The following is a 22,674-nucleotide window of genomic DNA, read 5'->3' on the forward strand; positions in this document are numbered from 1 at the left end:
CTGCTCCGCTCCGGCGCGACCGGCCGTTCAGGCCAGCAGCGCGGAGATCTCCTGGGTGGCGAACCAGAGCAGGTCGTGGTCCTCGGCCCCGTCCACGGTGAACTGGGCGTCCTGGTCGCCCGCGTCGGCCGCGGCCACCGCCGCCACCGCCGCCGCGACGTCCTCGACCACCTCGCCGTCGGCGACGTCCGCGTGCACCGCCGCCGCCTTCTCCAGCGGCAGCGGGCCGGCCAGCACCACCCGGCCGAGCGAGGCCTGGTCCTGGTACTCGTCGCCGGGGAACGGCCGGACGGCCGAGTCGGCCACGTCCAGGGCCACCACGACCCGGCGGCGCGGGGCGTCCGGGTCGGCGGCCAGCAGCCGCAGGGAGGACTGCGCGGCCCGGTTCAGCGCCGCGTACTCCAGTTCCTCCAGGTCGTCACTGACGTACCACTCGCGCAGCGCGGGCGTCACGGCGTAGGCCGCGGACTGGTCCAGGGCACCACCCGGGTGCGCCGCCGCCAGGCCGTTCAGGGTGGTGGGCACGTACACGCGCATCGGTGGCACTCTCCGGTTCGTCCAGCGGCACAGCTTCCAGCGCCCCAAGAATAAGCGCCGCCGGGCCGGGCGTGATCACCTCGGCCCGACTCAGCGGGCGGCCCGCAGGGCCTCACCGCACGTGCGCAGGGCGCTCTCCAGCACCGCGTCGCGGCGGGCCGGGTCCATCATGTTCGGGCCCATCACGGCCAGGTCGGCCGGCGTCGGCGCGAGCAGCCGCACCCGTACGCCCTCGGCCCGCAGCAGCACGGCCTCGCGCAGCAGCTGCCGGGTGACGGCGCGGCGGTAGCGACTGACCAGCTGGGCCAGCACGCCGCGCGGGCGGTCCCGGGCGCGCCACTCGCGCAGCGCGGCGAGGGAGCCCGCGAGCCCGCTGGTGCCGGCGACCCCGCCGGCGTCGGCGTCGGCGTCGGCGCGGTCGGCGCGGTCGGCACGGGGGCGCAGCCGCAGGGCCATCGGGGCGAGCACGTACACCTCGTCCAGGCCGCGGCCGAGCAGCAGGTCGGCGTTGGTGGCGGACCAGCAGCCGCCGTCCACGTACGCCGAGCCGTTCAGCCGCACCGGCGCGAACCAGCCGGGGATCGAGCAGGAGGCCATCACCGCGTCGGCGACCGCGACCGCCGGGGCGTCCGGGTCCCCGAAGACCACCCGGCGGCCGCTGCGGTAGTCCACGGCCGCCACCCGCAGCGCCGCGGCCCCGGCGCCGGCCTCGCCGTCGGCGCCCGGCGGCGGCCAGCCGCCCGGGCCGAGCAGGCCGCGCACCAGCTCGCCGACCGGGGCCAGCGAACCGCGGCCGGGCGGCGCCATCGCCGACACCATGGTCAGCAGCGGGTACTCGCGCGGGTGCCGGACGGCGTCCCGCAGCAGGCCGGGCGAGCCGATGCCCGCCCCGGGGCGGGGCGGCAGCGCGCCGCCGGCGGCCGTGTCGTAGTCGAAGTCCACCCCGGCCAGCGGGCCGTCGGTGATCGGCAGGCCGCGCTGGTGGTCACGCAGTTGCTCGGTGCGGACCCCGCCGGCCAGCATCGCGCCGAGGATCGAGCCCGCCGAGGTGCCGAGCAGCACGTCCGCGCGGCCCGGCCGCCAGCCGGTGGCCTCCTCGACGGCGCAGAGCGCGCCGACCGTCCAGGCCGCACCGAGCATCCCGCCGCCGCCCAGCACCAGGCCGCGCCGGGGTGCGTCCCCGGTCGGCGGGGCGGTGCCCGCGACTGCCGGAGCCGGAACCGCCGCTACCCGTGTCGTCATCGCGGCCGCCCGTCGTCGTGGGTGCGGTCGTGGCCGCCCGGCCCCGTCCCGCTCCGCGCGGTTCCCGATCAGGCTCCGATGGTGCGCGCCGACGGCCGGGCACCGCAACGGGGGCGGCGATTCGGGCCACCCGGTCCGGCGCATCGAACCGTCCTCTTTCGGACCGTACGGCCCGCCCACGCACGTCAATCGGGCACCGTGCGACCGCGCGCCGGGCCCGGCACCGCACTGATCGATTCACTCGGATAGGTGAACTTGCCGGTCACTCCGGGGGCAGCGGCAAAAGCCCTTGCCGCCCGACACGGCCCACCGCTAGCAAGGACCCGTCCGCACCCGCACCACCGTGTCGAGGAGCCCACCGTGACCGCACCGCTCACCGCCCGCCCGCACCGCCGGCCGCGCACGACCGCCGCCCACGACCCGGCCGGGCGCCGCCCGCGCCACCCCCGCGCCGCCTGCACCGGCCCGGGCGGCCACGACCCCCGGGCGCTAGCCTCCCGCTTCGCCCACCAGCTGGTCGAGGTGCTCACCGGCGCCCGGCCCTCCGGCCAGCTGATGCGGCACACCAGCCTGGACGGCTACGGGCAGCTCGCCTCCCTGGTCCGGGCCGGCGCGCTGCGCCGCGGCGGCGCCGCCGACCGGCCCCGGCTGGGCCCGGTGCACGACCGGTCGCCCTCGCCCGACGCGGTCGAGGCCTGCGTCCGGGTCGACCTCGGCCGGCGGCACCACATGGTGGCCTTCCGGCTGGAGCAGCGCGGCCAGGCCGGGCAGTGGCAGTGCACCGCCGTGGAGGCCCGATGACCACGGCCGTCACGGCGACCACGGTCGTCACAGCGGCCAGGGCGGCCACAGCGGCCCCCACGACCGCGTGCCGGCCCGGGACGGCACAGGGCGCCGCCCCCGTCCGGGAGCGGCGCCCTGTGCGGCGTCCTGCGGCCTGCTCAGCCCTTGCGGCGGCGGCCCTTGGCCGACTTCGCGGCCTTGCGGCGCTCGGCGCGGGTCAGCCCGTCGCCCTCGTCCTCCGGCGCGAGGTCCTCGAAGTCGCCCTCGATGACACCGCCGCCGACCTCGTCCGAGGGGGCCGTGTAGTGCAGCCGCTGCGGCTTCGGGGCCTCCAGGCCCTTGGCCTTGATCTCCGGGCGGGCGGCGTCCTTCTCCAGCTTGTCGAGCAGCACCTCGGCGTCCGCGACCGGGACCTCCTCGACCTGCTGCTCGACCTGGACCTCCAGGTTGAACAGGTAGCCGACGGACTCCTCCTTGATGCCCTCCATCATCGCGGTGAACATGTCGAAGCCCTCGCGCTGGTACTCGATCAGCGGGTCGCGCTGCGCCATGGCCCGCAGGCCGATGCCCTCCTGGAGGTAGTCCATCTCGTAGAGGTGCTCGCGCCAGCGGCGGTCCAGCACCGACAGCACGACCCGGCGCTCCAGCTCACGCATGATCTCGGCGCCGAGCTGGTCCTCGCGGGCGCCGTACTGCGCCTGGATGTCCTCCTGGACGACCTTGACCAGGAACTCGGAGGTCATCCCGGCGGAGCCGCCGGCCTCCTCCTCCAGCTCCTCCAGGTCAAGGGTGAGCGGGTAGAGCTGCTTGAGCGCGGTCCAGAGCTTCTCCAGGTCCCAGTCGTCCTCGAAGCCCTCGCCGGTGGCCGCCTTGACGTAGGCCTCGACGGTGTCGTCCATGAAGTGGCCGACCTGCTCCTGCAGGTCCTCGCCCTCCAGCACGCGGCGGCGCTCGCCGTAGATGACCTCGCGCTGGCGGTTCAGCACCTCGTCGTACTTGAGGACGTTCTTGCGGATCTCGAAGTTCTGCTGCTCGACCTGGGTCTGCGCGGAGGCGATCGCCCGGGTGACCATCTTGGACTCGATCGGCACGTCCTCGGGCACGTTGGCCATCGACAGCACGCGCTCGACCATGCCGGCCTTGAACAGGCGCATCAGGTCGTCGCCCAGCGACAGGTAGAAGCGGGACTCGCCCGGGTCGCCCTGACGGCCGGAGCGGCCGCGCAGCTGGTTGTCGATCCGGCGGGACTCGTGCCGCTCGGTGCCCAGCACGTAGAGGCCGCCGGCCTCCTTGACCTCGTCCTGCTCCGCCTTGACCGAGGCCTTGGCCTTCTCCAGGGCGGCGGGGAACGCGGCCTCGTACTCCTCCGGGGTCTCGGTCGGGGTGAGCCCGCGCTGCGCCAGCTCGGCCGCCGCGAGGTGGTCGGAGTTGCCGCCGAGCATGATGTCGGTACCGCGGCCGGCCATGTTGGTGGCGACAGTCACGGCGCCCTTGCGGCCCGCCTGCGCGACGATCTGCGCCTCGCGCTCGTGGTGCTTGGCGTTCAGCACCTCGTGCGGGATGCCGCGCTTGCGCAGCTCCTGCGAGAGGTACTCGGACTTCTCCACCGACACGGTGCCGACCAGCACCGGCTGGCCCTTCTCGTGCTTCTCGGCGATGTCCTCGACCACGGCGGCGAACTTGGCCGGCTCCGACTTGTAGATCAGGTCGGGCTGGTCGATGCGCAGCGGGTTCTTGTTGGTCGGGATCGGCACCACGCCGAGCTTGTAGATCTGGTGGAACTCGGCGGCCTCGGTGGTGCCGGTACCGGTCATGCCGGCGAGCTTGTCGTACAGGCGGAAGAAGTTCTGCAGGGTGATGGTGGCCAGCGTCTGGTTCTCGTTCTGGACCTCCACCCCCTCCTTCGCCTCGATCGCCTGGTGCATGCCCTCGTTGTAGCGGCGGCCGGCCAGGATGCGGCCGGTGTGCTCGTCGACGATCATGACCTCGCCGTTCATGACGACGTAGTCCTTGTCCGCCCGGTACAGCTCCTTCGCCTTGATGGCGTTGTTCAGGAAGCCGACCAGCGGGGTGTTCACCGACTCGTAGAGGTTGTCGATGCCGAGGTAGTCCTCGACCCGGGTGACGCCCTCCTCCAGGATGCCGACGGTGCGCTTCTTCTCGTCGACCTCGTAGTCGCGGTCGATCTTCAGGCGCAGCACCAGCTTGGCGAAGTCGGCGTACCACTTGGTCGCCTGGTCGGCCGGGCCGGAGATGATCAGCGGGGTGCGGGCCTCGTCGATGAGGATCGAGTCGACCTCGTCGACGACCGCGAAGTTGTGGCCGCGCTGGACGAGTTCGTCCTTCGACCAGGCCATGTTGTCGCGCAGGTAGTCGAAGCCGAACTCGTTGTTCGTGCCGTACGTGATGTCCATCGAGTACTGGTGCTTGCGCTCGGCGGGCGTCATGTTGCCGAGGATCACGCCGACTTCGAGGCCGAGGAAGCGGTGCACCCGGCCCATCCACTCCGAGTCGCGCTCGGCGAGGTAGTCGTTGACGGTGATCAGGTGGACGCCCTTGCCGGTGAGCGCGTTCAGGTATGCGGGCAGGGTGCCGACGAGGGTCTTGCCCTCACCGGTGCGCATCTCCGCGACGTACCCGTGGTGCAGGGCCGCGCCACCCATGAGCTGAACGTCGTAGTGCCGCTGACCGAGCACCCGCTTGGCGGCCTCGCGCACCGTGGCGAACGCCTCGGGGAGGATGTCGTCCAGGGTCTCGCCGTCCGCGAGCCGCTGCTTGTACTCGTCGGTCAGCGCGCGCAGCTCGGCGTCGGTGAGGTTGACGAAGTCCTCTTCGATGGAGTTGACCTGGGCAGCAATCCGCTGCAGCTTGCGAAGGATCTTGCCTTCGCCGGCGCGCAGGATCTTGTCGAAGACGGACACTTGGGCGGGCTCCTTGCCTGTATTGGCACTGGACGACTGCACGGCGGGTTCACCCCACCGCACGGGCCATCGTATGCGAGGAGTCCAATGCCCCGGGAGGTGCGTCAGCACGGTATTCCCGTGTCACCCGCGCGAGCACTTGATCCGATAGCACCGCCCACCGGGACAAACCGGTCAGCGGATCGAGGGGTCGGCTCGATATTCGGATGCCCGAATTCCTCTCTCCACGGAATAATCCGCCCATGGAAGAGCCCCGCACCGTCACCCTCACCACGGACCGCCTCGTCCTGCGGGCCCCGCAGGAGTCGGACATCGACGCCGTCTTCGCCGCCTGCCAGGACGCCGAGATCCAGCGCTGGACGGTCGTCCCGAGCCCGTACCGGCGCGAGGACGCCGAGTACTTCGTCCGCGACCTCGCCGCGCAGGGCTGGCGCACCGGCGAGAACCGGATCTGGTGCGTGTTCGAGCGCGGCTCCGACGCCCTGGTCGGCACCCAGGGCCTCGTGCTGCGCCACGGCGACCCGGGCTCCGCCGAGGTCGGCTGGTGGGCGACGAAGGAGTTCCGCGGCCGCGGCTACACGGTCGAGGCCGCCCGCGCGGTCGCCCGCCACGGCCTGGTCGAGCTCGGTCTGCGCCGCCTGGAGTGGCAGGCCTACGTGGGTAACGAGGGCTCCCGCGCGGTGGCCGAGAAGGTCGGCTACCGCTTCGAGGGCACCCTGCGCTCGTACGCCGAGCAGCGCGGCACCTTCCACGACGCCTGGGTCTCCTCGCTGCTCGCCTCGGACCTCCCGGACCTCCCGGGCCTCCGCCCCTGACGTCCGCGCCGGCGCCCCCCGACCGGCTGTCGGTGCCCCGGACTACCCTCGCCGACATGACCGCCCTGCCTGCCGCCGGCTCCCCCGCCGGCCCGCCGCCCGTCACCGTCCTGAGCGCCGACGAAGCCCGCCGGATCGCCCTTCGCGCCCAGGGCCTGCTCGGCGCGCCGGACCGCCGGGCCGGGGTGCGCGGGGTGCTGCGGCACCTGGGCGCCGTCCAGCTGGACACCATCTCGGTGCTGGCCCGCTCGCACGAACTGGTGCCGTACGCCCGGCTCGGCGCGGTCGGCCGTCCGGCCGTCGAGGCGGCGTACTGGGGCGCGGGCACGAGCTTCGAGTACTGGTCGCACGCGGCCTGCATCCTGCCGGTCGAGGAGTGGCCGCTGTTCGCGTTCCGGCGCCGCCGCTACCGCGAGCGCGGCCACCTCTGGGGCCACCAGGTGACGCCCGAGACGTACCGGCACGTGCTCGACAAGCTGCGCGCCGAGGGCCCGTTGACCTCCACGGAGCTGGGCGGCGCCAAGAAGACCGCCGAGTGGTGGGACTGGTCGGACACCAAGATCGCGGTGGAGCGGGCGCTGGCCTTCGGCGACGTGGTCTGCACCGAGCGCCGGAGCTGGAAGCGCGTCTACGCGCTGGCCGAACAGGCCATCCCCGAGGCGCTGTTCGGGCAGGACCGCACCGACCGGGAGTGCGTGCGCACCCTGGTCGCCCAGGCCGGGGCCGCGCTCGGCGTGGCCACCCGGGCCGACCTGCTGGACTACCACCGGCTGCGCGCCGAGGAGCTGGACCCGGTCCTCGCGGACTGCGGGCTCGTCCCGGTCGAGGTGGCCGGCTGGGGCCCGGGCGGCGGCGCGGCGGCGGCCTGGGCCGACCCGGCCGCGCTGGCCACCACCCCGCGCGGGCGCCACCGCACCACGCTGCTCTCGCCGTTCGACTCGCTGATCTGGGACCGCGCACGCACCGAGCGGATCTTCGGCATGACGCACCGACTGGAGGCCTACACGCCCAAGCACAAGCGGGTGCACGGCTACTTCGCGATGCCGCTGCTGGCCGGCGGCCGGCTGGTGGGCCGGGTCGACCCGGCCCGGGAGGGGCGCACCCTGGTGGCCCGTCAGGTCTCGCTGGCCGGCGACCGAGGGCACGGCGCCCGACACGTCGAGGCGCTGGCGGCGGCCCTGCGCGAGGCGGCCGCCTGGGTGGGCTGCGACGGCGTCCGGGTCGAGGCCCTGCCGGACGAACGGCTGCGCCCGGCCCTCGAGAAACTCCTCGCGAGCTAGGGCCGGGGCGCAGCCACGGTCACCCTATTTCGAGGATCTTCTCGCGCATCGCGTACACCACCGCCTCCATCCTGGAGTGCAGTTGGAGCTTCTCCAGGATGTTGCGCACGTGGTTCTTCACGGTGTTCTCGCTGATGAACAGCTCCTTGGCGATCTCCCGGTTGTTCATCCCGGTCGCCACCAGCTTGAGCACCTCCAACTCCCGGTCGGTGAGCCGGGGTGCGGGCACCAGGTCCCGGTCGTCGGAGCGGCGCTGGATCATCGACTTGAACTCGGTGAGCAGCTTGGACGCCATCGACGGGCTGATCTGGGACTGCCCGTCGGCGACCGCGCGGATCGCGGTGGCGACCTCGTCGGTGGAGATCTCCTTCAGCAGGTAGCCGGTGGCGCCCGCCTTGATCGCCTCGTAGAGGTCGGCCTCCTCGTCGCTTATCGTCAACATGATGATCTTGGTGCTGGGTGCCACGTCCTTGATCGCCGTGCAGGCCTCGATCCCGCTGCGGCGCGGCATCCGGACGTCCATCAGGATGATGTCCGGCAGCAGGTCGGCAGCCTTCAACACGGCCTCGGCGCCGTCGCCGGCCTCGCCGACGACCTTGATGTCCGGCTCCTCCGCGAGCACGATCTCCAGCCCCCGGCGGAACAACGCGTGGTCGTCCACCACCAGTACGCGGATCGGCTCACCCCGGTGCGGCGCGTACGCGGGTTCCTCCTCCGGTCCCGGTGACAGTCCGGTGACCGGCCCCGTAGCGGGCCCCAGCCCGAAGTGATCCCCCATCCGCTCCTCCCCCTTCGCGGGTCGTCGTGCGCCAATCATTCCACGCCGCGCGGCCGTTGCTGTCACCCTCCGACGCCGCCGTTCCGCATCGGGTGACCTCCCGGGCCCGCCCTCGACTCCCGCTCCACCCGCCCTGCCCCGAAACGCCGGTGACCCCGGCGGACTCGGCCGCCGGGGTCACCCCTCCAGGATTGTCTTCGGACGGTCAGTCCTCGTCGTCGCTTTCGCCGATCGCCCCGCCCGCGCCGCCGCCCGCGCCGGCCGACCCGTCGGTCTGCAGGTGGATGACGCCGTAGTGGTAGCCGTGACGGCGGTAGACGACGCTCGGCAGGCCGCTGTCCTTCTCCACGAAGAGGTAGAAGTCGTGGCCGACCAGTTCCATCTCGTACAGCGCCTGGTCCAGCGCCATGGGGGCGGCCGGGTGGGTCTTCTCCCGGACCACCAGCGGGCCTTCGCCCTCCACTTCCAGGGATCCCATCATGGTCTTGCGGACGGCCCCGTTGGTCTCGCCCTCCCGCACCGCCGTGTCCGGCAGCGCGGCCAGCGCCGCGGTCGCCTCGGCGACGCTGATGGGGGTGCGGCCGTTGCCGCCCTTGTGCACTCGGCGCCGGTCCGCGGACTTGCGCAGCTGGGCGTCGAGCTTCGCCGAGGCCAGGTCGAGCGCCGCGTACGGGTCGGCGGCGGCGGCTTCGGCCCGGATCACCGGCCCACGGGTACGGAGAGTGATCTCCACCCGCTCGGACCGGTCGGCCTGCCGCGGGTTGTGCTCCTTGGACACCTCGACGTCGAGGCTGATCACCTTGCCGTCGAACTTCTGGACCTTCTCCAGCTTCTCGGCCACGTGCTCGCGGAACCTCTTGGGCACCTCGGTCTTGCGGCCCTTGACGACGATGTCCACGCAGAACTCCGATCCCTCGTGCTGACGCCGATCCGGGTGCTACCGGACCGGACTGAGACCCAGCTGGACCAGCCCATCCACTGCCGGCCCCCCGCCCCCGCCGCCAGCGGCGGGAAACGACTGGCCCTCACCTCACTTCCTCCCCACCAGGGACGGTTGAAACCCCTTGGAGCTTTATCGAACACCTCACACGGGGTTTTCGCCTCCCCAGGCGCGGAGTCGGGTATGACCCGATACTGCGGGCGGGCGGTCAAGCTGTTGGACCCTGTCTACCCTCCTGCGAGTGAAGCACGGGTAAATACCTGGACAACACCCCCCGTACGGCGCATCCTTTGCTCACTCTCCGTGCCTGCCGTCGCCAGGAGCAGCCGTGCCACCACCCCCCGCCCCCACCCGTCCGCCGTCCGCCCAAGGGCCGTTCGGCCACGCACTGGCCGGACTGCTGGACGTCCTGGTCCCGGCCCGCTGCGCCGGCTGCGGCGCCGAGCGCACCCAGCTCTGCCCGGCCTGCCGGCACGCGCTGGCCGCCACCCGGCCCGGCCCCACGCTGCTGCCCTGGGCGCACGCCGCCGCCCCGTACGCCGACTCCGTCCGGCAGTTGCTGCTCGCCCACAAGGAGCGCGGCGCGCTGCGGTTGGCGGGCCCGCTCGGCGAGGCGCTCGGCCGGGCCGTCCGCTCCGCCCTGGGACCGCGTGCCGCCGCCGCGCCGCTGCTGCTGGTCCCGATGCCCTCGGCCCGCTCCGCCGTCCGCGCCCGCGGCCACGACCCGACGCTGCGGCTGGCCGGGGCCGCCGCCCGCTCGCTGCGCCGGTGCGGCCTGGACGCCCGGGCCGAGCCGCTGCTGCGGCACGCCCGCCCGGTCGCCGACCAGGCCGGGCTGAGCGCGGCCGAGCGCCACCGCAACCTGCACGGCGCGCTCACCGTGCTGCCGCGCGCCCGGCGCGACCTGCTGGGCCGTCAGCCGGTCCTGGTGGACGACCTGGTGACCACCGGCGCCAGCCTCGCTGAGGCGGCCCGGGCACTGGCGGACGCCGGACTGCCCGCCCGGGCGGGCGCCGCGGTCGCCGCCACCGCGCACCGGCCCGGCTGAGGCACCGGGCGGCCCGACATGGCGTCAGGGATCGGAACGTCAGAGCGTGATCGGCGGGTTCCTAGCCCGCGTAGAAGAAGGACCCGGCCTTGTCGGCCAACTGGACCTCGCGCCACTGACTGCCGATCAGCCGGTAGATCGCACCTCCGGCCGCCGCGAGCACCGACGGCGCCTGGGCCAAAACGTTGCCCCGGGACTCGGAGGCCGAGACCGTGAGCATGTTCTCGGCCTGCAGCGTGGTGTCGGCGCTCTGCGTGCCGTCGGTGCCGATGTAGTACAGCTGCTTGATCCGGTCGGCCTCCTTGCCGAGCACCAGCAGCTGGTCGGCCTCCGCCCAGGAGACCGAGGCGACGTCGGTGAGCGAGGGGGCCGCCCGGCGCAGGCCGGTGATCCGCGCGGTCGGCGCCTCCGGGGTACCGCCGTGCACCACCAGGCCGAAGTACAGCGAGCGGCTGGGCACGCCCGCGGTCTTGACCACCAGGGCGGCCCGGGCGCCGTCCGAGGAGATCTTCAGGGCCTGCACGGTCTGCCCGTCCAGCCCCTCGACCGCGACGGGGTACGTCCGGTTGCCGCGGACCATCACCACCCGCGGGCCCTGCGGGTTGCGGTCCACCACCCAGAGGTCGCCTCGGCCGTCCCAGCTGGGCGAGGCGAGGCCGTCCTCCTTGTCGGCGGTCTTCACCGGCGAGGTGAGCACCGGGTCGGGCAGCGCCACCGCGCTGTCCGCCAGCGGCACCGAGTAGAGCTGGTGGCCGTCCCCGCTGATCGCGGCGGCCCGGGAGCCGTCCCGGTTGACGGCCATGGTGCCGAGCGGCGCCTTGCCGGCCGGCTGCGGCTTGCCGAGGACGCCGCGCACCGGCTCGCCGTTGCGCTGCTCGTCGGTGACCATCAGGAGGCCGTTGTCGGCGCGCTGGTAGTACTGCTGCGCGGGCAGCGGCCCGGCCAGGGCGCCGGGGCCGGTGGCCGGCAGGTCGTTGCGGCTGGCGAAGCAGTTGCCCCGCTGGCCCTTGAGTTCAAGCCGTTCGACCTGTCCCTTGCCCTGGTCGGCGAGGGTGTAGAAGAGCTGGGTCGCCATCCGCCGGCAGGACACCGGTTCGCTGACGTCCGCCCCGCCGAGCTGCACGTGGGCGATCCGGCCGTCGTCGACGCTCACCCGGTCGACGCTGACGCCGCTCGGGAAGGACGTCCGGGCGACCGGCGCGAGCCAGGTCGAGGGCCCGGCGACCAGGGCCTTGGCAGCGGCGGTCAGCGGGTCTGTCCGGCGCCGCAGGTAGATCGGGTCGGGGATCAGGACCTGCTGGCCGGCGCTCCCGGTGACGGTCGAGGACGGGTCCGGCGTGGTGTAGAAGTACCGGTCGACCTGGCGGTAGCTGTTGTTGAAGTTGGTCTCGTTCATGATCACGCCGGTCGGCAGCTTGTCGATCCGCCACTCGCCGTCCTTCTCCCGGACGAGGGTGAAGTCGGCCGAGACGTCCCGCTGCCCCTCGGCCAGGTACGAATGCTTCTCGTCGATCCTGGCGATCAGCGACCCGGTCACCGTCGCGGAGACGCTGGTGTCGGTGTCGGCGATCTCCTGGCCGGCCGGGAGGTTCGGGGTGGCGGCGGAGAGCACCTGGATGCCGGCGTCCGGGTTCCAGTGCGCGGAGGCGTTCTCGGTGAGGTACTGGCGCGCGGTCTCGTACCCCTCGTCTGCGGTCACCGCGTCCAGGAACCCGGTCAGTAGGGCGCGCGGCTTGGCGCCCTTGGCCGGCGCCACCGGGTAGACCTTGGCCTGCAGGTTCTTGTCGGCCGCCCCCTGCGACAGCTCCACCCGGGAGATGCCGCCGGAGTCCGGCATGGCCGCGCAGCCGCTCGCCACCAGGGCGCCGAGCACCACGCCGGCCACCGCCGTGAACCGCGGCTCAGTCCTGCTGCTCGTCCTTCGCACGCTGCGACCCCTCCAGGTCCGTCCCGCCCGTCCCATCCGTCACGTCCGGCTCCGCCGTCCGCTGTGCCACCGACGGCCGTCCGGGCGTCGGGTCCACCATCACCTGGGCGCCGGTGGCACCGTACCCGCTCCCCGCCGTCCGGACGTCCGAGGGGTCCGCGCGCGGCCCTTCGGGCAGCCGGCGCTTGCCCAGGTCGGGGCCGATGTTCAGCACCCCGCCGAGCCCGCTGCCGAAGCCGTTGACGGGCCCCTCCGGCGTCTCCGCCTGCTCCTCGGCCGCGGTCATCGCGGTCGCGCCGGGCGGGCTGATCGCCCGCCGGTACGGCACGCCGTAGGTGCCCAGGCCCCGGTTGTTGCGGGAGTCCTCCGGCTCCAGCCGGAACGGCGCCCGGCTGATCTCGCCGCCCCGGGTGCGCGGCAGGGTGAGCCGGAAGTGCGAGCCGCCGCCGGGCTCGCCCCAGGCCTGCAGCCAGCCGCCGTGCAGGTGCGCGTCCTCGACCGCGATGGACAGGCCGAGGCCGGTGCCGCCGGTGGTCCGCACCCGGGACGGGTCGGCCCGCCAGAAGCGGTGGAACACCCGGGACGCCTCGCCCGGCTTGAGGCCGATGCCGTAGTCGCGCACGCCGACCGCGACCGCGCCGTCGGCCGAGCCCAGCCGCACCACCACGTCGCGTCCCTCGCCGTGTTCCAGGGCGTTGACCACCAGGTTGCGCAGGATGCGCTCGATCCGGCGGGAGTCCACCTCGGCGACGACCGGCTCGCCGTCGCCGCGGATCACCACCGCACTGCCCTTGGCCTGGGCCAGCGGGTCGGCGGCCTCCACCACCCGGGCGACGATGTCGCGCAGGTCGACCGGCTCGCCGTCCAGGATCGCGGCGCCGGCGTCGAAGCGGCTGATCTCCAGCAGGTCGGCGAGCAGCGACTCGAAGCGGTCCAGCTGGCCCTGCAACAGCTCCGCCGAGCGGGCCGCCATCGGGTCCAGGTCCTCGCGGCTGTCGTAGATGAGGTCCGCGGCCATCCGGACCGTGGTCAGCGGGGTGCGCAGCTCGTGCGAGACGTCCGAGACGAAGCGCCGCTGCACCCGGGACAGCTCCTCCAACTGGCGGATCTGGGCCTGGAGGGCATTGGCCATCCGGTTGAACGACTCGCCGAGGCGGGCGATGTCATCCGTGCCGGTGACCTTCATCCGCTCTTCCAGGTGCCCGTCGGCGAGCCGCTCGGAGATGCCGGCGGCCATCCGGACCGGGGTGACCACCTGGCGCACCACGACCCAGGCGATGCCGCCCATCAGGATCACCACGAACACGCCGGCGGTCGCCAGGGTGCCGGTGATCAGGTCGAGGGTGTCGGTCTCCTGGCCGAAGGAGAACACGTAGAACATCTGGTAGCTGTTGCCGGCCGGGCCGGTGAACTGCATGCCGAGGGCCAGCCCGGGCTCGGTCCGCTCGTCGGCCCGGTGGATCCGGGCCGGCTGGTCGAACATCTGGCCGGGCTCGGAGTGGACCCTGTCCCGCAGGGTGTCGGGGACGCTGCTGGGCAGGATGTCGCCCGAGAAGCGCGGCGCGAAGCCGTTCTCCGGGACGATGGCGTCGGTGCCGGCGGCCATCGCGATCACCGAGTAGACGGTCTGCCCGCTCGCGGCCAGGTCGTTGACCTGCCGCAGCAGCCAGGTGCCGGTCTCCTCGATGGTGGGGTCGGGCGTGGCGCCGACCCGCAGCCGCTGGTCCTTCGCCTCGTCGATCTTCTTCAGTTCCGCCTGGAACCCGATCCTGGCCTGCTCGCGGGCGGCCGCCATCTTGGTGCCGAGCAGGCCGGTGCGCACCTGCGCCATCACGACCACGCCGAGCACCAGGACGACCGCGATGGACGCGAGCAGCGAGACCGCCACCACGCGCAGCTGGATCGACCGGCGGTACAGCGCCGTCACCCGGCGCGCGGGCCGACGCAGCTGACGGGTCAGCAGCGCGAACGCGGCCGCCCGGCGCCGACGGCGGGTGGTCGAACTCAGCACGGACCCGCGAACCGCGTCGGCCCCGTCGGTCGCGGAACCCGACGGGGCTTCGTCAGCCAGGTGCGTCACGTCAGCTGGGTCCGGCCTTGTAGCCGACGCCACGGACGGTCACCACGATCTCGGGGCGCTCCGGGTCCTTCTCGATCTTGGACCGCAGGCGCTGCACGTGGACGTTGACCAGGCGGGTGTCCGCCGCGTGCCGGTAGCCCCAGACCTGCTCCAGCAGCACCTCACGGGTGAACACCTGCCAGGGCTTGCGGGCCAGCGCGACCAGCAGGTCGAACTCCAGCGGGGTCAGCGGGATGCCCCGGCCGTCCCGCTTCACCGAGTGGCCGGCCACGTCGATCACCAGGTCGCCGATGGTCAGCTGCTCGGGCGTCGGCTCCTCGGCACGGCGCAGCCGGGCACGCACCCGGGCCACCAGCTCCTTGGGCTTGAACGGCTTGGTGACGTAGTCGTCGGCACCCGACTCCAGGCCCACCACGACGTCGACCGTGTCGGTCTTCGCGGTCAGCATGACGATCGGAATACCGGACTCCGCCCGGATCTGCCGGCAGACGTCGATACCGTCCCGACCGGGCAGCATCAGGTCGAGCAGGACCAGGTCGGGCTTGGTCTCCCGGAACGCAGCTAGCGCCCTGTCCCCATCCGCGACGAAAAACGGCTCAAAACCCTCACCACGCAGCACGATACCGAGCATCTCGGCCAGTGCGGAGTCGTCATCAACGACGAGGACGCGTCCCTTCATGCGTCCATCCTCTCATTACCGGATTGTGACCTGCCGCACAGCAGTGCCAATGCTCCACAACGGCCAACTCCTCCCACCGGTTAATTCCGGCCATACCGGGCGAATGTGCCCGGCTGGAACGTCTTCGAACGGCCCGCGGCCCACCGCCCGACCACCGGAAGGCCCCCGTTTCCGATCAGCGGCCGGATACCCATGGGGCCTTCCCAGACCCCATGGCACGATGGGCGCTGCGCGCGGGCGAAAGATCCGCCCGGAACCGCGCCCGTGACGCCCCTCCGAGGAGCAGTGATGACCGACACTCCGGGCTGGGCCTCGCCCGGCTCGCCCGAGCCGCCCCGCGACGACGCCCGGCCCCCGGCCGACGCGCCCGCCGCCGTGCCCGGGCCGTCGGCACCACCGCAGGGCGCCCCGGCCCCCGGCTGGAACGGTCAGCAGGCCCGGCCCGACTGGAGCCGGCCCGCACCGGGCGGCCACCACCCCTACGGCTGGGGCGCTCCGCAGAGCCCCAAGCCCGGCGTCATCCCGCTGCGCCCGCTCGGACTCGGCGAACTCCTCGACGGCTCCGTCGCCACCATCCGCAAGCACTGGCGGACGACCCTCGCCCTCTCCCTCGGCATCGCCGTCGTCGAGCAGGCCGGCAACGTCGCCGCCCAGCTGCTGGTCAAGGGCAAGACCGGCCCCGCCACCCAGGTGACGACCATGCTGGCCTCGATGCCGCTGACGGTGCTGCTCGGCGTGGTCGCCACCGCGCTGCTCACCATGGTCGTCAGCCGCGCCGTCCTCGGGCAGTCCGCGAACGCCGGGGACGCCTGGCGCGACGCCCGCCGCCGGCTGCCGCAGCTGCTCGGGCTGACCCTGCTCACCGGCCTGATGTCCGGCGGTGTGGTGCTGCTCGGCTTCAGCCCCTGGTACTTCTACGCCTCCGGCTCGGCGGGCGCCCCCGAGACGGAGGCCCTGCTGTTCCTCGTCGGCATCCTGACCATCCCGGTCGGGTTCTGGCTGTGGATCCGGTTCAGCCTGGCCGCCCCCGCCCTGATGCTGGAGAAGCAGGGTGTGCGGACCGCGCTGTCCCGCTCCCGGCGGCTGACCCTGGGCTCCTGGTGGCGCATCTTCGGCATCTCGCTGCTCGGCGAGGTGCTGACCTTCATCGTCGCCATGGTCATCGCGATCCCGTTCCGCTTCGCCGGACTCGTCCTCGGCTTCAGCGACCTCGACCGCCAGGTCGACCTCAGCTCGGCCCACGAGCCCACCGCGATGCTGATCACCACCGCGATCGCCGGCATCATCGCCGCCACCCTCACCATCCCCTTCCGGGCCGCCCTCGGCGTCCTCATCTACGTCGACCAGCGGATCCGCCGCGAGGCCCTGGACATCGAACTCGCCCGCGCCGCCGGCCTCGCCGAGTCCGGCGCCACCGGCTGGGGCGACCAGGCCGGCCGACCCCCCGCGAGGCGCTGACCCGGATGCCTACCTGGGGGGACAGGCTCCTCGTCGCGGGCGGCGCCCCGGTCACCGTCCCGCGTGACCCGGCCCGCGACGCCGCCCGCGACGAGCTGCTCAACGCCGAGTACCACAAGCACGACCCGAGCGTCCTGGAACGGGTCATGACCTGGCTCAACGACCACATCACCGACGCGCTCGACAGCATCTCCGGCAACGGCACCAGCGGCACCACCGGCCTGGTGCTCTTCCTGATCGTCGCCCTGCTGATCGGTGCCGCCCTCTGGTGGCGCCTCGGCGCGCCACGGCGCGCGGCCCGCACCGTCCTCGACGTCTACGGCGTCGAAGGACCGCGCGGCGCCGGCCAGTACCGGGCCGACGCCGAACGGCACGCCGCCGCCGGGCACTGGAACGAGGCCGTCCGCGCACAGATGCGAGCCCTGGTCCGGGCCCTGGAGGAACGCACCCTGCTCGACGTCCGCCCCGGCCGCACCGCCGACGAGGCCGCCACCGAGGCCGGCCGGGCCCTGCCCGACCACGCCGCCGCCCTGGCCGCCGCCGCCCTCACCTTCGACGACATCGCCTACGGCGAGCGCACCGCCGACCAGGCCGCGTACCAGCTGCTGCGCGAGCTCGACCGGACCCTGGAACGCGCCCGCCCGGCCCTGGGAGGAGCGGCATGACCAGCACCGCCCCCGCGCCGCCCGCGCCGCAGCCGCCCGCCACCCCTGCCCCCGGCGGGCCGGCCACGACCAGCCTCGCCCCCACCGGCCGCGGCCTCTGGCGCCGGGCCCGCTGGTACCTGCTCGTCCTCGCCGTCCTGCTGATCGGCGCCACCGCCGTGGCCGCCCTCGGCCAGGACCGCCGCTACCCGCCGCTCGACCCGCGCTCCTACGACCAGGACGGCAGCCACGCCGTCCTCGCGCTGCTCGAACACCAGGGCCTCAAGACCGACCTCACCACCGACCTCACCGGCCACCCGGGCGGCGCCGACACCCTCGTCCTGCCCGAGCCCGACCTGCTCGGCCCCGCCGAACTGCGCGCCGTCGCCGCAGCCCGGCACAGCCGGCTCGTCCTCGTCGCCCCCGGTCCGGCCGCGCTCAGCGCCCTGGCCCCCGGCATCCGCCCCTCCGACGAGGACGGCGGGCCCTCCTACGCCTCCGTCCGCAGCACCGCCGCACAGTGCCCGCTCACCGAGGCCGTGCGGGCCGGCAGCGCCGAGATCGGCGGAATGCTCTACACCAGCGGCAGCCGCGGCGCCGGCTGCTACCCGCGCGGCCACGGCTACCCGCTGGTCAGCGCCCCGACCGCCGGCGGCGACGTCATCGTGCTCGGCACCGGCGCCTTCCTCCACAACGAGCAGCTCGCCAAGGACGGCAACGCCGCCCTCGCCCTCGGCCTGCTCGGCTCCCAGCCCCGCCTCACCTGGCACCTGCCCGACTACAGCGCCCCGCTCGCCCAGGGCACCCGGGACAAGACCTTCGGCGACTACATCCCGGACGGCTGGCGCTGGGCCGGCTACCAGCTCGCCGTCGCCGCCGTCCTGACCGCCCTCTGGCGCGGCCGCCGACTCGGCCCCGTGATCAGCGAGAACCTGCCCGTGGTGGTCCGCGCCGCCGAGACCACCGAGGGCCGCGCCCGGCTCTACCGCCGCGCCAAGGCCCGCGGCCGCGCCGCCGAGGCCCTGCGCCGGGCCGCCGCGCACCGCCTCGCCCCGGCCCTGGGCGTCCCGCTCCACGCCGGCGCGCCCAACCCCGACACCCTCTGCGCGGCCGTGGCCGACCGCCTCCCCGAGCAGCCCGCCGGCGACGTCCGGGCCCTCCTCTTCGGCCCGCCCCCGACCGACGACACCGCACTGCTGCGGCTCGCCGACGACCTCGACGCCCTCGAAAGGCAGGTACGGAACCCGTGACCGAACAGGCCACCGCCACCCCGTCCAGCACCCCCGGCGCGGCGGCTGCCACCCCGGGCACCCCCGACACCGCCGCCGACCCGCGCGCCGCACTCACCGCCCTGCGCGCCGAGATCGGCAAGGCCGTGGTCGGCCAGGACGCCGCCGTCACCGGCCTCGTCGTCGCCCTGCTCTGCGGCGGCCACGTCCTGCTGGAGGGCGTCCCCGGCGTCGCCAAGACCCTGCTGGTCCGCACCCTGTCCACCGCGCTCAACCTGGACACCAAGCGCATCCAGTTCACCCCCGACCTGATGCCCGGCGACGTCACCGGCTCCCTCGTCTACGACGCCCGGACCGCCGAGTTCTCCTTCCAGCCCGGCCCGGTCTTCACCAACCTGCTGCTCGCCGACGAGATCAACCGCACCCCGCCGAAGACCCAGGCCGCCCTGCTGGAGGCCATGGAGGAGCACCAGGTCACCGTCGACGGCGTGCCGCGCGCGCTGCCCGTCCCGTTCCTGGTCGCCGCGACCCAGAACCCGGTCGAGTACGAGGGCACCTACCCGCTGCCCGAGGCCCAGCTGGACCGCTTCCTGCTCAAGCTGGTCCTGCCGCTGCCCGACCGGGACCAGGAGTTCCAGGTCCTGTCCCGGCACGCCGCCGGCTTCGACCCCCGCGACCTCGCCGCCGCCGGCGTCCGCCCGGTCGCCGGGCCCGCGCACCTCGCCGCCGCCCGCGAGCAGATCGCCAAGCTGACCGTCTCCCCCGAGATCCTCGCGTACATCGTCGACCTCTGCCGGGCCACCCGGCAGTCCCCGTCGCTGTCCATCGGCGTCTCGCCGCGCGGTGCCACCGCCCTGCTGGCCGCCTCGCGTGCCTGGGCCTGGCTCGCCGGCCGCGACTACGTCACCCCCGACGACGTCAAGGCCCTGGCCCTGCCCACCCTGCGGCACCGCGTCGCGCTGCGCGCCGAGGCCGAGATGGAGGGCGTCACCGCCGACTCCGTCATCCAGGCCGTGCTCGCCCAGACGCCCGCCCCCCGCTGAACCGCCCGTTCCCGAAGGAGCGCACCGCATGGCCCTCACCGGGCGAACCGCCCTGCTCGCCGCGCTCGGCACGCTCGTCGTGGGCCTGTTGCTGCCGTCCTGGGCCGGGATCGGCCTCGTCACCGGTGCCGTGCTGCTCGCCGCCGCGATCGACCTGGTGCTCGCCGCCCCCGTCCGCGGTCTGGAACTCGGCCGGGGCGGCGACACCACCGTCCGGCTCGGCGAACCCGCCTCCGTCGAACTGACCGTCACCAACCCCTCCGGGCGGCCCCTCCGGGCCCGGATCCGCGACGCCTGGGCCCCGTCCGCCTGGCGGCCGGGCACCGCCGAGGCCGCCTCCCGGCACACCCTGCACGTCCCCGCCGGCGAGCGGCGCCGGGCCGTCACCGTGCTCACCCCGACCCGCCGCGGCGACCACCACGCCCGGCGGGTGACGGTCCGTTCGCTCGGACCGCTCGGCCTGGCCGGCCGCCAGGGCTCGCACCACCTGCCCTGGACGGTCCGCGCCCTGCCCCCGTTCAACAGCCGCAAGCACCTGCCCTCCCGGCTCGCGCGGCTACGCGAACTCGACGGCCGCACCTCGGTCCTGACCCGCGGCCAGGGCACCGAGTTCGACTCCCTGCGCGAGTACCTGCCCGGCGACGACGTCCGCTCCATCGACTGGCGGGCCAGCGCCCGCCGCAACACCGTCGCCGTCCGCACCTGGCGCCCCGAACGCGACCGGCACATCCTCGTCGTCCTCGACACCGGCCGCACCTCCGCCGGCCGGGTCGGCGACGCGCCCCGCCTCGACGCCGCCCTCGACGCCGCCCTGCTGCTCACCGCCCTCGCCACCCGCGCCGGCGACCGGGTCGACCTGCTCGCCCACGACGCCCGCAAGCGCGCCGCGGTCGCCGGCAGCTCGCCCAGCGAGATCCTGCCGGCCTTCACCAACGCGATGGCCTCCCTCCAACCGGCCCTGCACGAGACCGACATGCGCTCACTGGTCTCCACCGCCCTCAAGATGGCACCGCACCGCTCGCTGATCGTCCTGCTCACCGGCCTCGACACGGCCCCGGTCGAAGACGGCCTGCGCCCGCTGCTGCCGCTGCTCACCAAGCGCCACGAGGTGGTCCTGGCTTGCGTCGCCGACCCCCACCTGGACGCCCTCGCCGCCGGCCGCGGCACCCTGGAAGCCGTCTACGGCGCCGCCGCCGCCGAACAGACCCGCGCCGACCGCCGCGCCACCGCCGACCTCCTCACGCGCCACGGCGTCACCGTCCTCGACGCCTCCCCCGCCCAGCTCGCCCCCGCCCTCGCCGACACCTACCTCGCGCTCAAGGCCGCCGGCCGCCTCTGAGCCTCGCCCGTACGGGCGGTCCCGCCTCTTGGTCCCGTTCCTTGGTCCCGTTCCTTGGTCACGTCGTACGGTCCCGTCCCTTCAACGGACAGTCCGTGGTGACGCCGCGCCTCCTGCCTGGTCCGTCAGCGAGGCCGACGGGCGTTCAGCCGGGCGGCCTGGCGCATGAGGTGGTCGCGCTCGGCGAGGTTGGGGGCCTGGTGGGCCGCCTCGGCATACAGCCGGGCCGCCGTCTCCAAGTCACCGTCGCGCTCGTGGAGGTACGCCGCCACCGCCGTGTGGCGGGGCAGCGAACCGTCCAGCTCCCCGAGCGCCGCCAGCCCGGCGCGCGGCCCGTCGGCCTCACCGACGGCCACCGCGCGGTTGAGCCGGACGACCGGGCTCTCGGTCAGGCGGGCGAGCTCGTCGTACCACTCGACGATCTGCACCCAGTCGGTCTCCCCGGCGGTGGGCGCGTCGGCGTGGAGGGCCGCGATGGCGGCCTGGGCCTGGAACTCGCCCAGCCGGTCGCGGCCGAGGGCCGCTTGCAGGATCCCGACTCCCTCGACGATCAACCCGGTGTCCCACCGGCCACGGTCCTGCTCGGCGAGCGGCACCAGGCTCCCGTCGGACGCGGTCCGGGTCCCGCGCCGGGCATGGTGGAGCAGCATCAGGGCGAGCAGCCCCGCCACCTCGGGGTGGTCGATCACCTCCGCGAGCTGCCGGGTCAGCCGGATGGCCTCGGCGGCGAGGTCGACGTCCCCGGAGTAGCCCTCGTTGAAGACCAGGTAGAGGACGCGCAGCACGGTGGCGACATCGCCGGGCCGGTCGAACCGCACCCCCGAGACGGTCCGCTTGGCCCGGCTGATGCGCTGCGCCATGGTCGCCTCGGGCACCAGGTAGGCCTGGGCGATCTGGCGGGTGGTCAGCCCGCCCACGGCGCGCAACGTGAGCGCGACCGCCGACGACGGCGTCAACGACGGGTGCGCGCACAGGAAGTAGAGCTGGAGCGTGTCGTCCACCGCGGACGCGGGCCCCGGCTCCGGTTCCCCGTCGACCCGGTCCTCGCGCCGGCGGCGGGCCGCGTCCGCCCGGGCCGCGTCGAGGAACCGGCGCCAGGCCACGGTGACCAGCCAGCCCTTGGGGTCCCGCGGCGGACCGGCCGGCCAGACGCGGACCGCCTCGACCAGCGCGTCCTGCACGGCATCCTCGGCCGCCGCGAAGTCGGCTCCGCGGCGGACGAGGATACCGAGCACGCTCGGCGCGAGACTCCGGAGCAGGACTCCGTCCACCGGCGAGGTCACTCGGTGACGGTGGGCGGCGCGGCCAGGAACGGACGCAGCTCCAGCCACTCGTGGATCGGCCGCCCGCCCGCCCCGGGAGCGGCCGACAGCTCCCCGGCCAGCTCGACGGCGCGCTCGTAGCTGTCGACGTCGATCACCATCCAGCCGGCGATCAGGTCCTTGGTCTCGGCGAACGGGCCGTCGGTCACCGGCGGGCGCCCCTCGCCGTCGTACCGGACGAACGTCCCCTCGGGCGCGAGCGCCTGGCCGTCGACGAACTCGCCGGTCTTCTCCAACCGGTCCGCGAAGTCCTGCATGTACCGCACGTGCGCCGAGATCTCCTCGGGCGTCCATCGGTCCATGGGCACGTTGTTGACCGGAGCCGGGGCGCCTCGGTAGTGCTTGAGCAGCAGGTACTTGGCCATGATGTTCTCCTCGGTGCTGGTGCGACCCATTGTGGCCGCGCTCACCCCGGGGACGGAGCCAGCCACGGGTTCTCGACATGGCCGGCCGAACTTTTTTTGAACTTTCGTGAGGGACCCTGGTGAGGTGCTCCTGTGGGCCGGAAACGCAAAGAACCCCCATCCGGTTTCCCGGATGGGGGTTCTCTGTGAATGATTGTTCGGCGGCGTCCTACTCTCCCACAGGGTCCCCCCTGCAGTACCATCG

At 73.9% G+C, this 22,674-nt stretch carries 19 protein-coding genes; 9 read left to right on the forward strand and 10 right to left on the reverse strand.

Annotation, left to right across the window (positions count from 1 at the left end):
* Positions 1–27 precede the first annotated feature (27 nt).
* Together ACIP37_RS26475 and ACIP37_RS26480 are read right to left on the reverse strand one after the other, a co-directional pair.
* On the reverse strand, positions 28–537 hold the full coding sequence (locus ACIP37_RS26475) for a DUF6912 family protein (RefSeq protein ID WP_400810332.1): 510 nt from the start codon (positions 535–537) through the stop codon (positions 28–30).
* A gap of 90 nt (positions 538–627) precedes the next feature.
* Positions 628–1,779, reverse strand: coding sequence for a patatin-like phospholipase family protein (locus ACIP37_RS26480; protein WP_363587344.1), 1,152 nt, complete (start codon positions 1,777–1,779; stop codon positions 628–630).
* 360 nt (positions 1,780–2,139) lie between these two features.
* Between ACIP37_RS26480 and ACIP37_RS26485 the strand changes: the two genes are divergently transcribed.
* Positions 2,140–2,580, forward strand: a complete 441-nt coding sequence (locus ACIP37_RS26485) for an Rv3235 family protein (RefSeq protein WP_063349159.1) — start codon at positions 2,140–2,142, stop codon at positions 2,578–2,580.
* A gap of 140 nt (positions 2,581–2,720) precedes the next feature.
* On the opposite strand, the gene secA is transcribed toward ACIP37_RS26485, so the two are convergent.
* On the reverse strand, positions 2,721–5,483 hold the full coding sequence (gene secA / locus ACIP37_RS26490) for a preprotein translocase subunit SecA (protein ID WP_363587342.1): 2,763 nt from the start codon (positions 5,481–5,483) through the stop codon (positions 2,721–2,723).
* 242 nt (positions 5,484–5,725) lie between these two features.
* On the opposite strand from secA, the gene ACIP37_RS26495 reads away from it, so the two are divergent.
* Both ACIP37_RS26495 and ACIP37_RS26500 read left to right on the forward strand, forming a co-directional pair.
* Positions 5,726–6,298, forward strand: a complete 573-nt coding sequence (locus ACIP37_RS26495; RefSeq protein WP_400810335.1) for a GNAT family N-acetyltransferase — start codon at positions 5,726–5,728, stop codon at positions 6,296–6,298.
* A 56-nt stretch (positions 6,299–6,354) separates the two neighbouring features.
* The gene (locus ACIP37_RS26500; protein ID WP_363587338.1) at positions 6,355–7,578 is read left to right on the forward strand and encodes a DNA glycosylase AlkZ-like family protein; all 1,224 of its coding nucleotides are present in this window, start codon (positions 6,355–6,357) and stop codon (positions 7,576–7,578) included.
* 19 nt (positions 7,579–7,597) lie between these two features.
* On the opposite strand, the gene ACIP37_RS26505 is transcribed toward ACIP37_RS26500, so the two are convergent.
* Together ACIP37_RS26505 and hpf are read right to left on the reverse strand one after the other, a co-directional pair.
* Positions 7,598–8,356, reverse strand: a complete 759-nt coding sequence (locus ACIP37_RS26505) for a response regulator transcription factor (RefSeq protein ID WP_079135841.1) — start codon at positions 8,354–8,356, stop codon at positions 7,598–7,600.
* Positions 8,357–8,561: 205 nt separating this feature from the next.
* Positions 8,562–9,254, reverse strand: a complete 693-nt coding sequence (gene hpf, locus ACIP37_RS26510; protein ID WP_363587336.1) for a ribosome hibernation-promoting factor, HPF/YfiA family — start codon at positions 9,252–9,254, stop codon at positions 8,562–8,564.
* Positions 9,255–9,624: 370 nt separating this feature from the next.
* Between hpf and ACIP37_RS26515 the strand changes: the two genes are divergently transcribed.
* Positions 9,625–10,344 (forward strand): phosphoribosyltransferase family protein, encoded by a 720-nt coding sequence (locus ACIP37_RS26515; RefSeq protein WP_363628092.1) that lies wholly within the window; start codon positions 9,625–9,627, stop codon positions 10,342–10,344.
* A 61-nt stretch (positions 10,345–10,405) separates the two neighbouring features.
* Here ACIP37_RS26515 and ACIP37_RS26520 read toward each other — a convergent pair whose 3' ends face one another.
* From ACIP37_RS26520 to mtrA, 3 genes are all read right to left on the reverse strand, one after another.
* Positions 10,406–12,271 (reverse strand): LpqB family beta-propeller domain-containing protein, encoded by a 1,866-nt coding sequence (locus tag ACIP37_RS26520; protein WP_363587332.1) that lies wholly within the window; start codon positions 12,269–12,271, stop codon positions 10,406–10,408.
* Positions 12,246–14,282 (reverse strand): MtrAB system histidine kinase MtrB, encoded by a 2,037-nt coding sequence (gene mtrB / locus ACIP37_RS26525; RefSeq protein ID WP_400331400.1) that lies wholly within the window; start codon positions 14,280–14,282, stop codon positions 12,246–12,248. The genes ACIP37_RS26520 and mtrB overlap by 26 nt, the downstream gene beginning before the upstream one ends.
* A gap of 70 nt (positions 14,283–14,352) precedes the next feature.
* On the reverse strand, positions 14,353–15,030 hold the full coding sequence (mtrA, locus tag ACIP37_RS26530) for an MtrAB system response regulator MtrA (RefSeq protein ID WP_030247322.1): 678 nt from the start codon (positions 15,028–15,030) through the stop codon (positions 14,353–14,355).
* 288 nt (positions 15,031–15,318) lie between these two features.
* Here mtrA and ACIP37_RS26535 point away from each other — a divergent pair, with 288 nt between their 5' ends.
* The 5 genes from ACIP37_RS26535 to ACIP37_RS26555 all read left to right on the forward strand — a co-directional run bounded on the left by ACIP37_RS26535 (position 15,319) and on the right by ACIP37_RS26555 (position 20,743).
* The gene (locus ACIP37_RS26535; RefSeq protein ID WP_400810339.1) at positions 15,319–16,488 is read left to right on the forward strand and encodes a hypothetical protein; all 1,170 of its coding nucleotides are present in this window, start codon (positions 15,319–15,321) and stop codon (positions 16,486–16,488) included.
* Positions 16,489–16,493: 5 nt separating this feature from the next.
* Positions 16,494–17,153, forward strand: coding sequence for a DUF4129 domain-containing protein (locus ACIP37_RS26540; RefSeq protein ID WP_363587328.1), 660 nt, complete (start codon positions 16,494–16,496; stop codon positions 17,151–17,153).
* On the forward strand, positions 17,150–18,382 hold the full coding sequence (locus tag ACIP37_RS26545) for a DUF4350 domain-containing protein (RefSeq protein ID WP_400810341.1): 1,233 nt from the start codon (positions 17,150–17,152) through the stop codon (positions 18,380–18,382). Before ACIP37_RS26540 ends, ACIP37_RS26545 begins: the two co-directional genes overlap by 4 nt.
* Before the next feature lie 101 nt (positions 18,383–18,483).
* The gene (locus ACIP37_RS26550) at positions 18,484–19,404 is read left to right on the forward strand and encodes a MoxR family ATPase (RefSeq protein ID WP_363587370.1); all 921 of its coding nucleotides are present in this window, start codon (positions 18,484–18,486) and stop codon (positions 19,402–19,404) included.
* A gap of 28 nt (positions 19,405–19,432) precedes the next feature.
* The gene (locus ACIP37_RS26555; RefSeq protein WP_363587324.1) at positions 19,433–20,743 is read left to right on the forward strand and encodes a DUF58 domain-containing protein; all 1,311 of its coding nucleotides are present in this window, start codon (positions 19,433–19,435) and stop codon (positions 20,741–20,743) included.
* A 125-nt stretch (positions 20,744–20,868) separates the two neighbouring features.
* Here the strand turns inward: ACIP37_RS26555 and ACIP37_RS26560 are convergent, their stop codons facing one another.
* Positions 20,869–22,014, reverse strand: a complete 1,146-nt coding sequence (locus ACIP37_RS26560; RefSeq protein ID WP_400810351.1) for an RNA polymerase sigma factor — start codon at positions 22,012–22,014, stop codon at positions 20,869–20,871.
* Between the two features lie 8 nt (positions 22,015–22,022).
* Positions 22,023–22,430, reverse strand: coding sequence for a YciI family protein (locus tag ACIP37_RS26565; protein ID WP_063351357.1), 408 nt, complete (start codon positions 22,428–22,430; stop codon positions 22,023–22,025).
* Positions 22,431–22,674: the final 244 nt, after the last annotated feature.

Source organism: Kitasatospora sp. NPDC088861, from assembly GCF_044750105.1.
Classification (GTDB): Bacteria; Actinomycetota; Actinomycetes; order Streptomycetales; family Streptomycetaceae; genus Kitasatospora.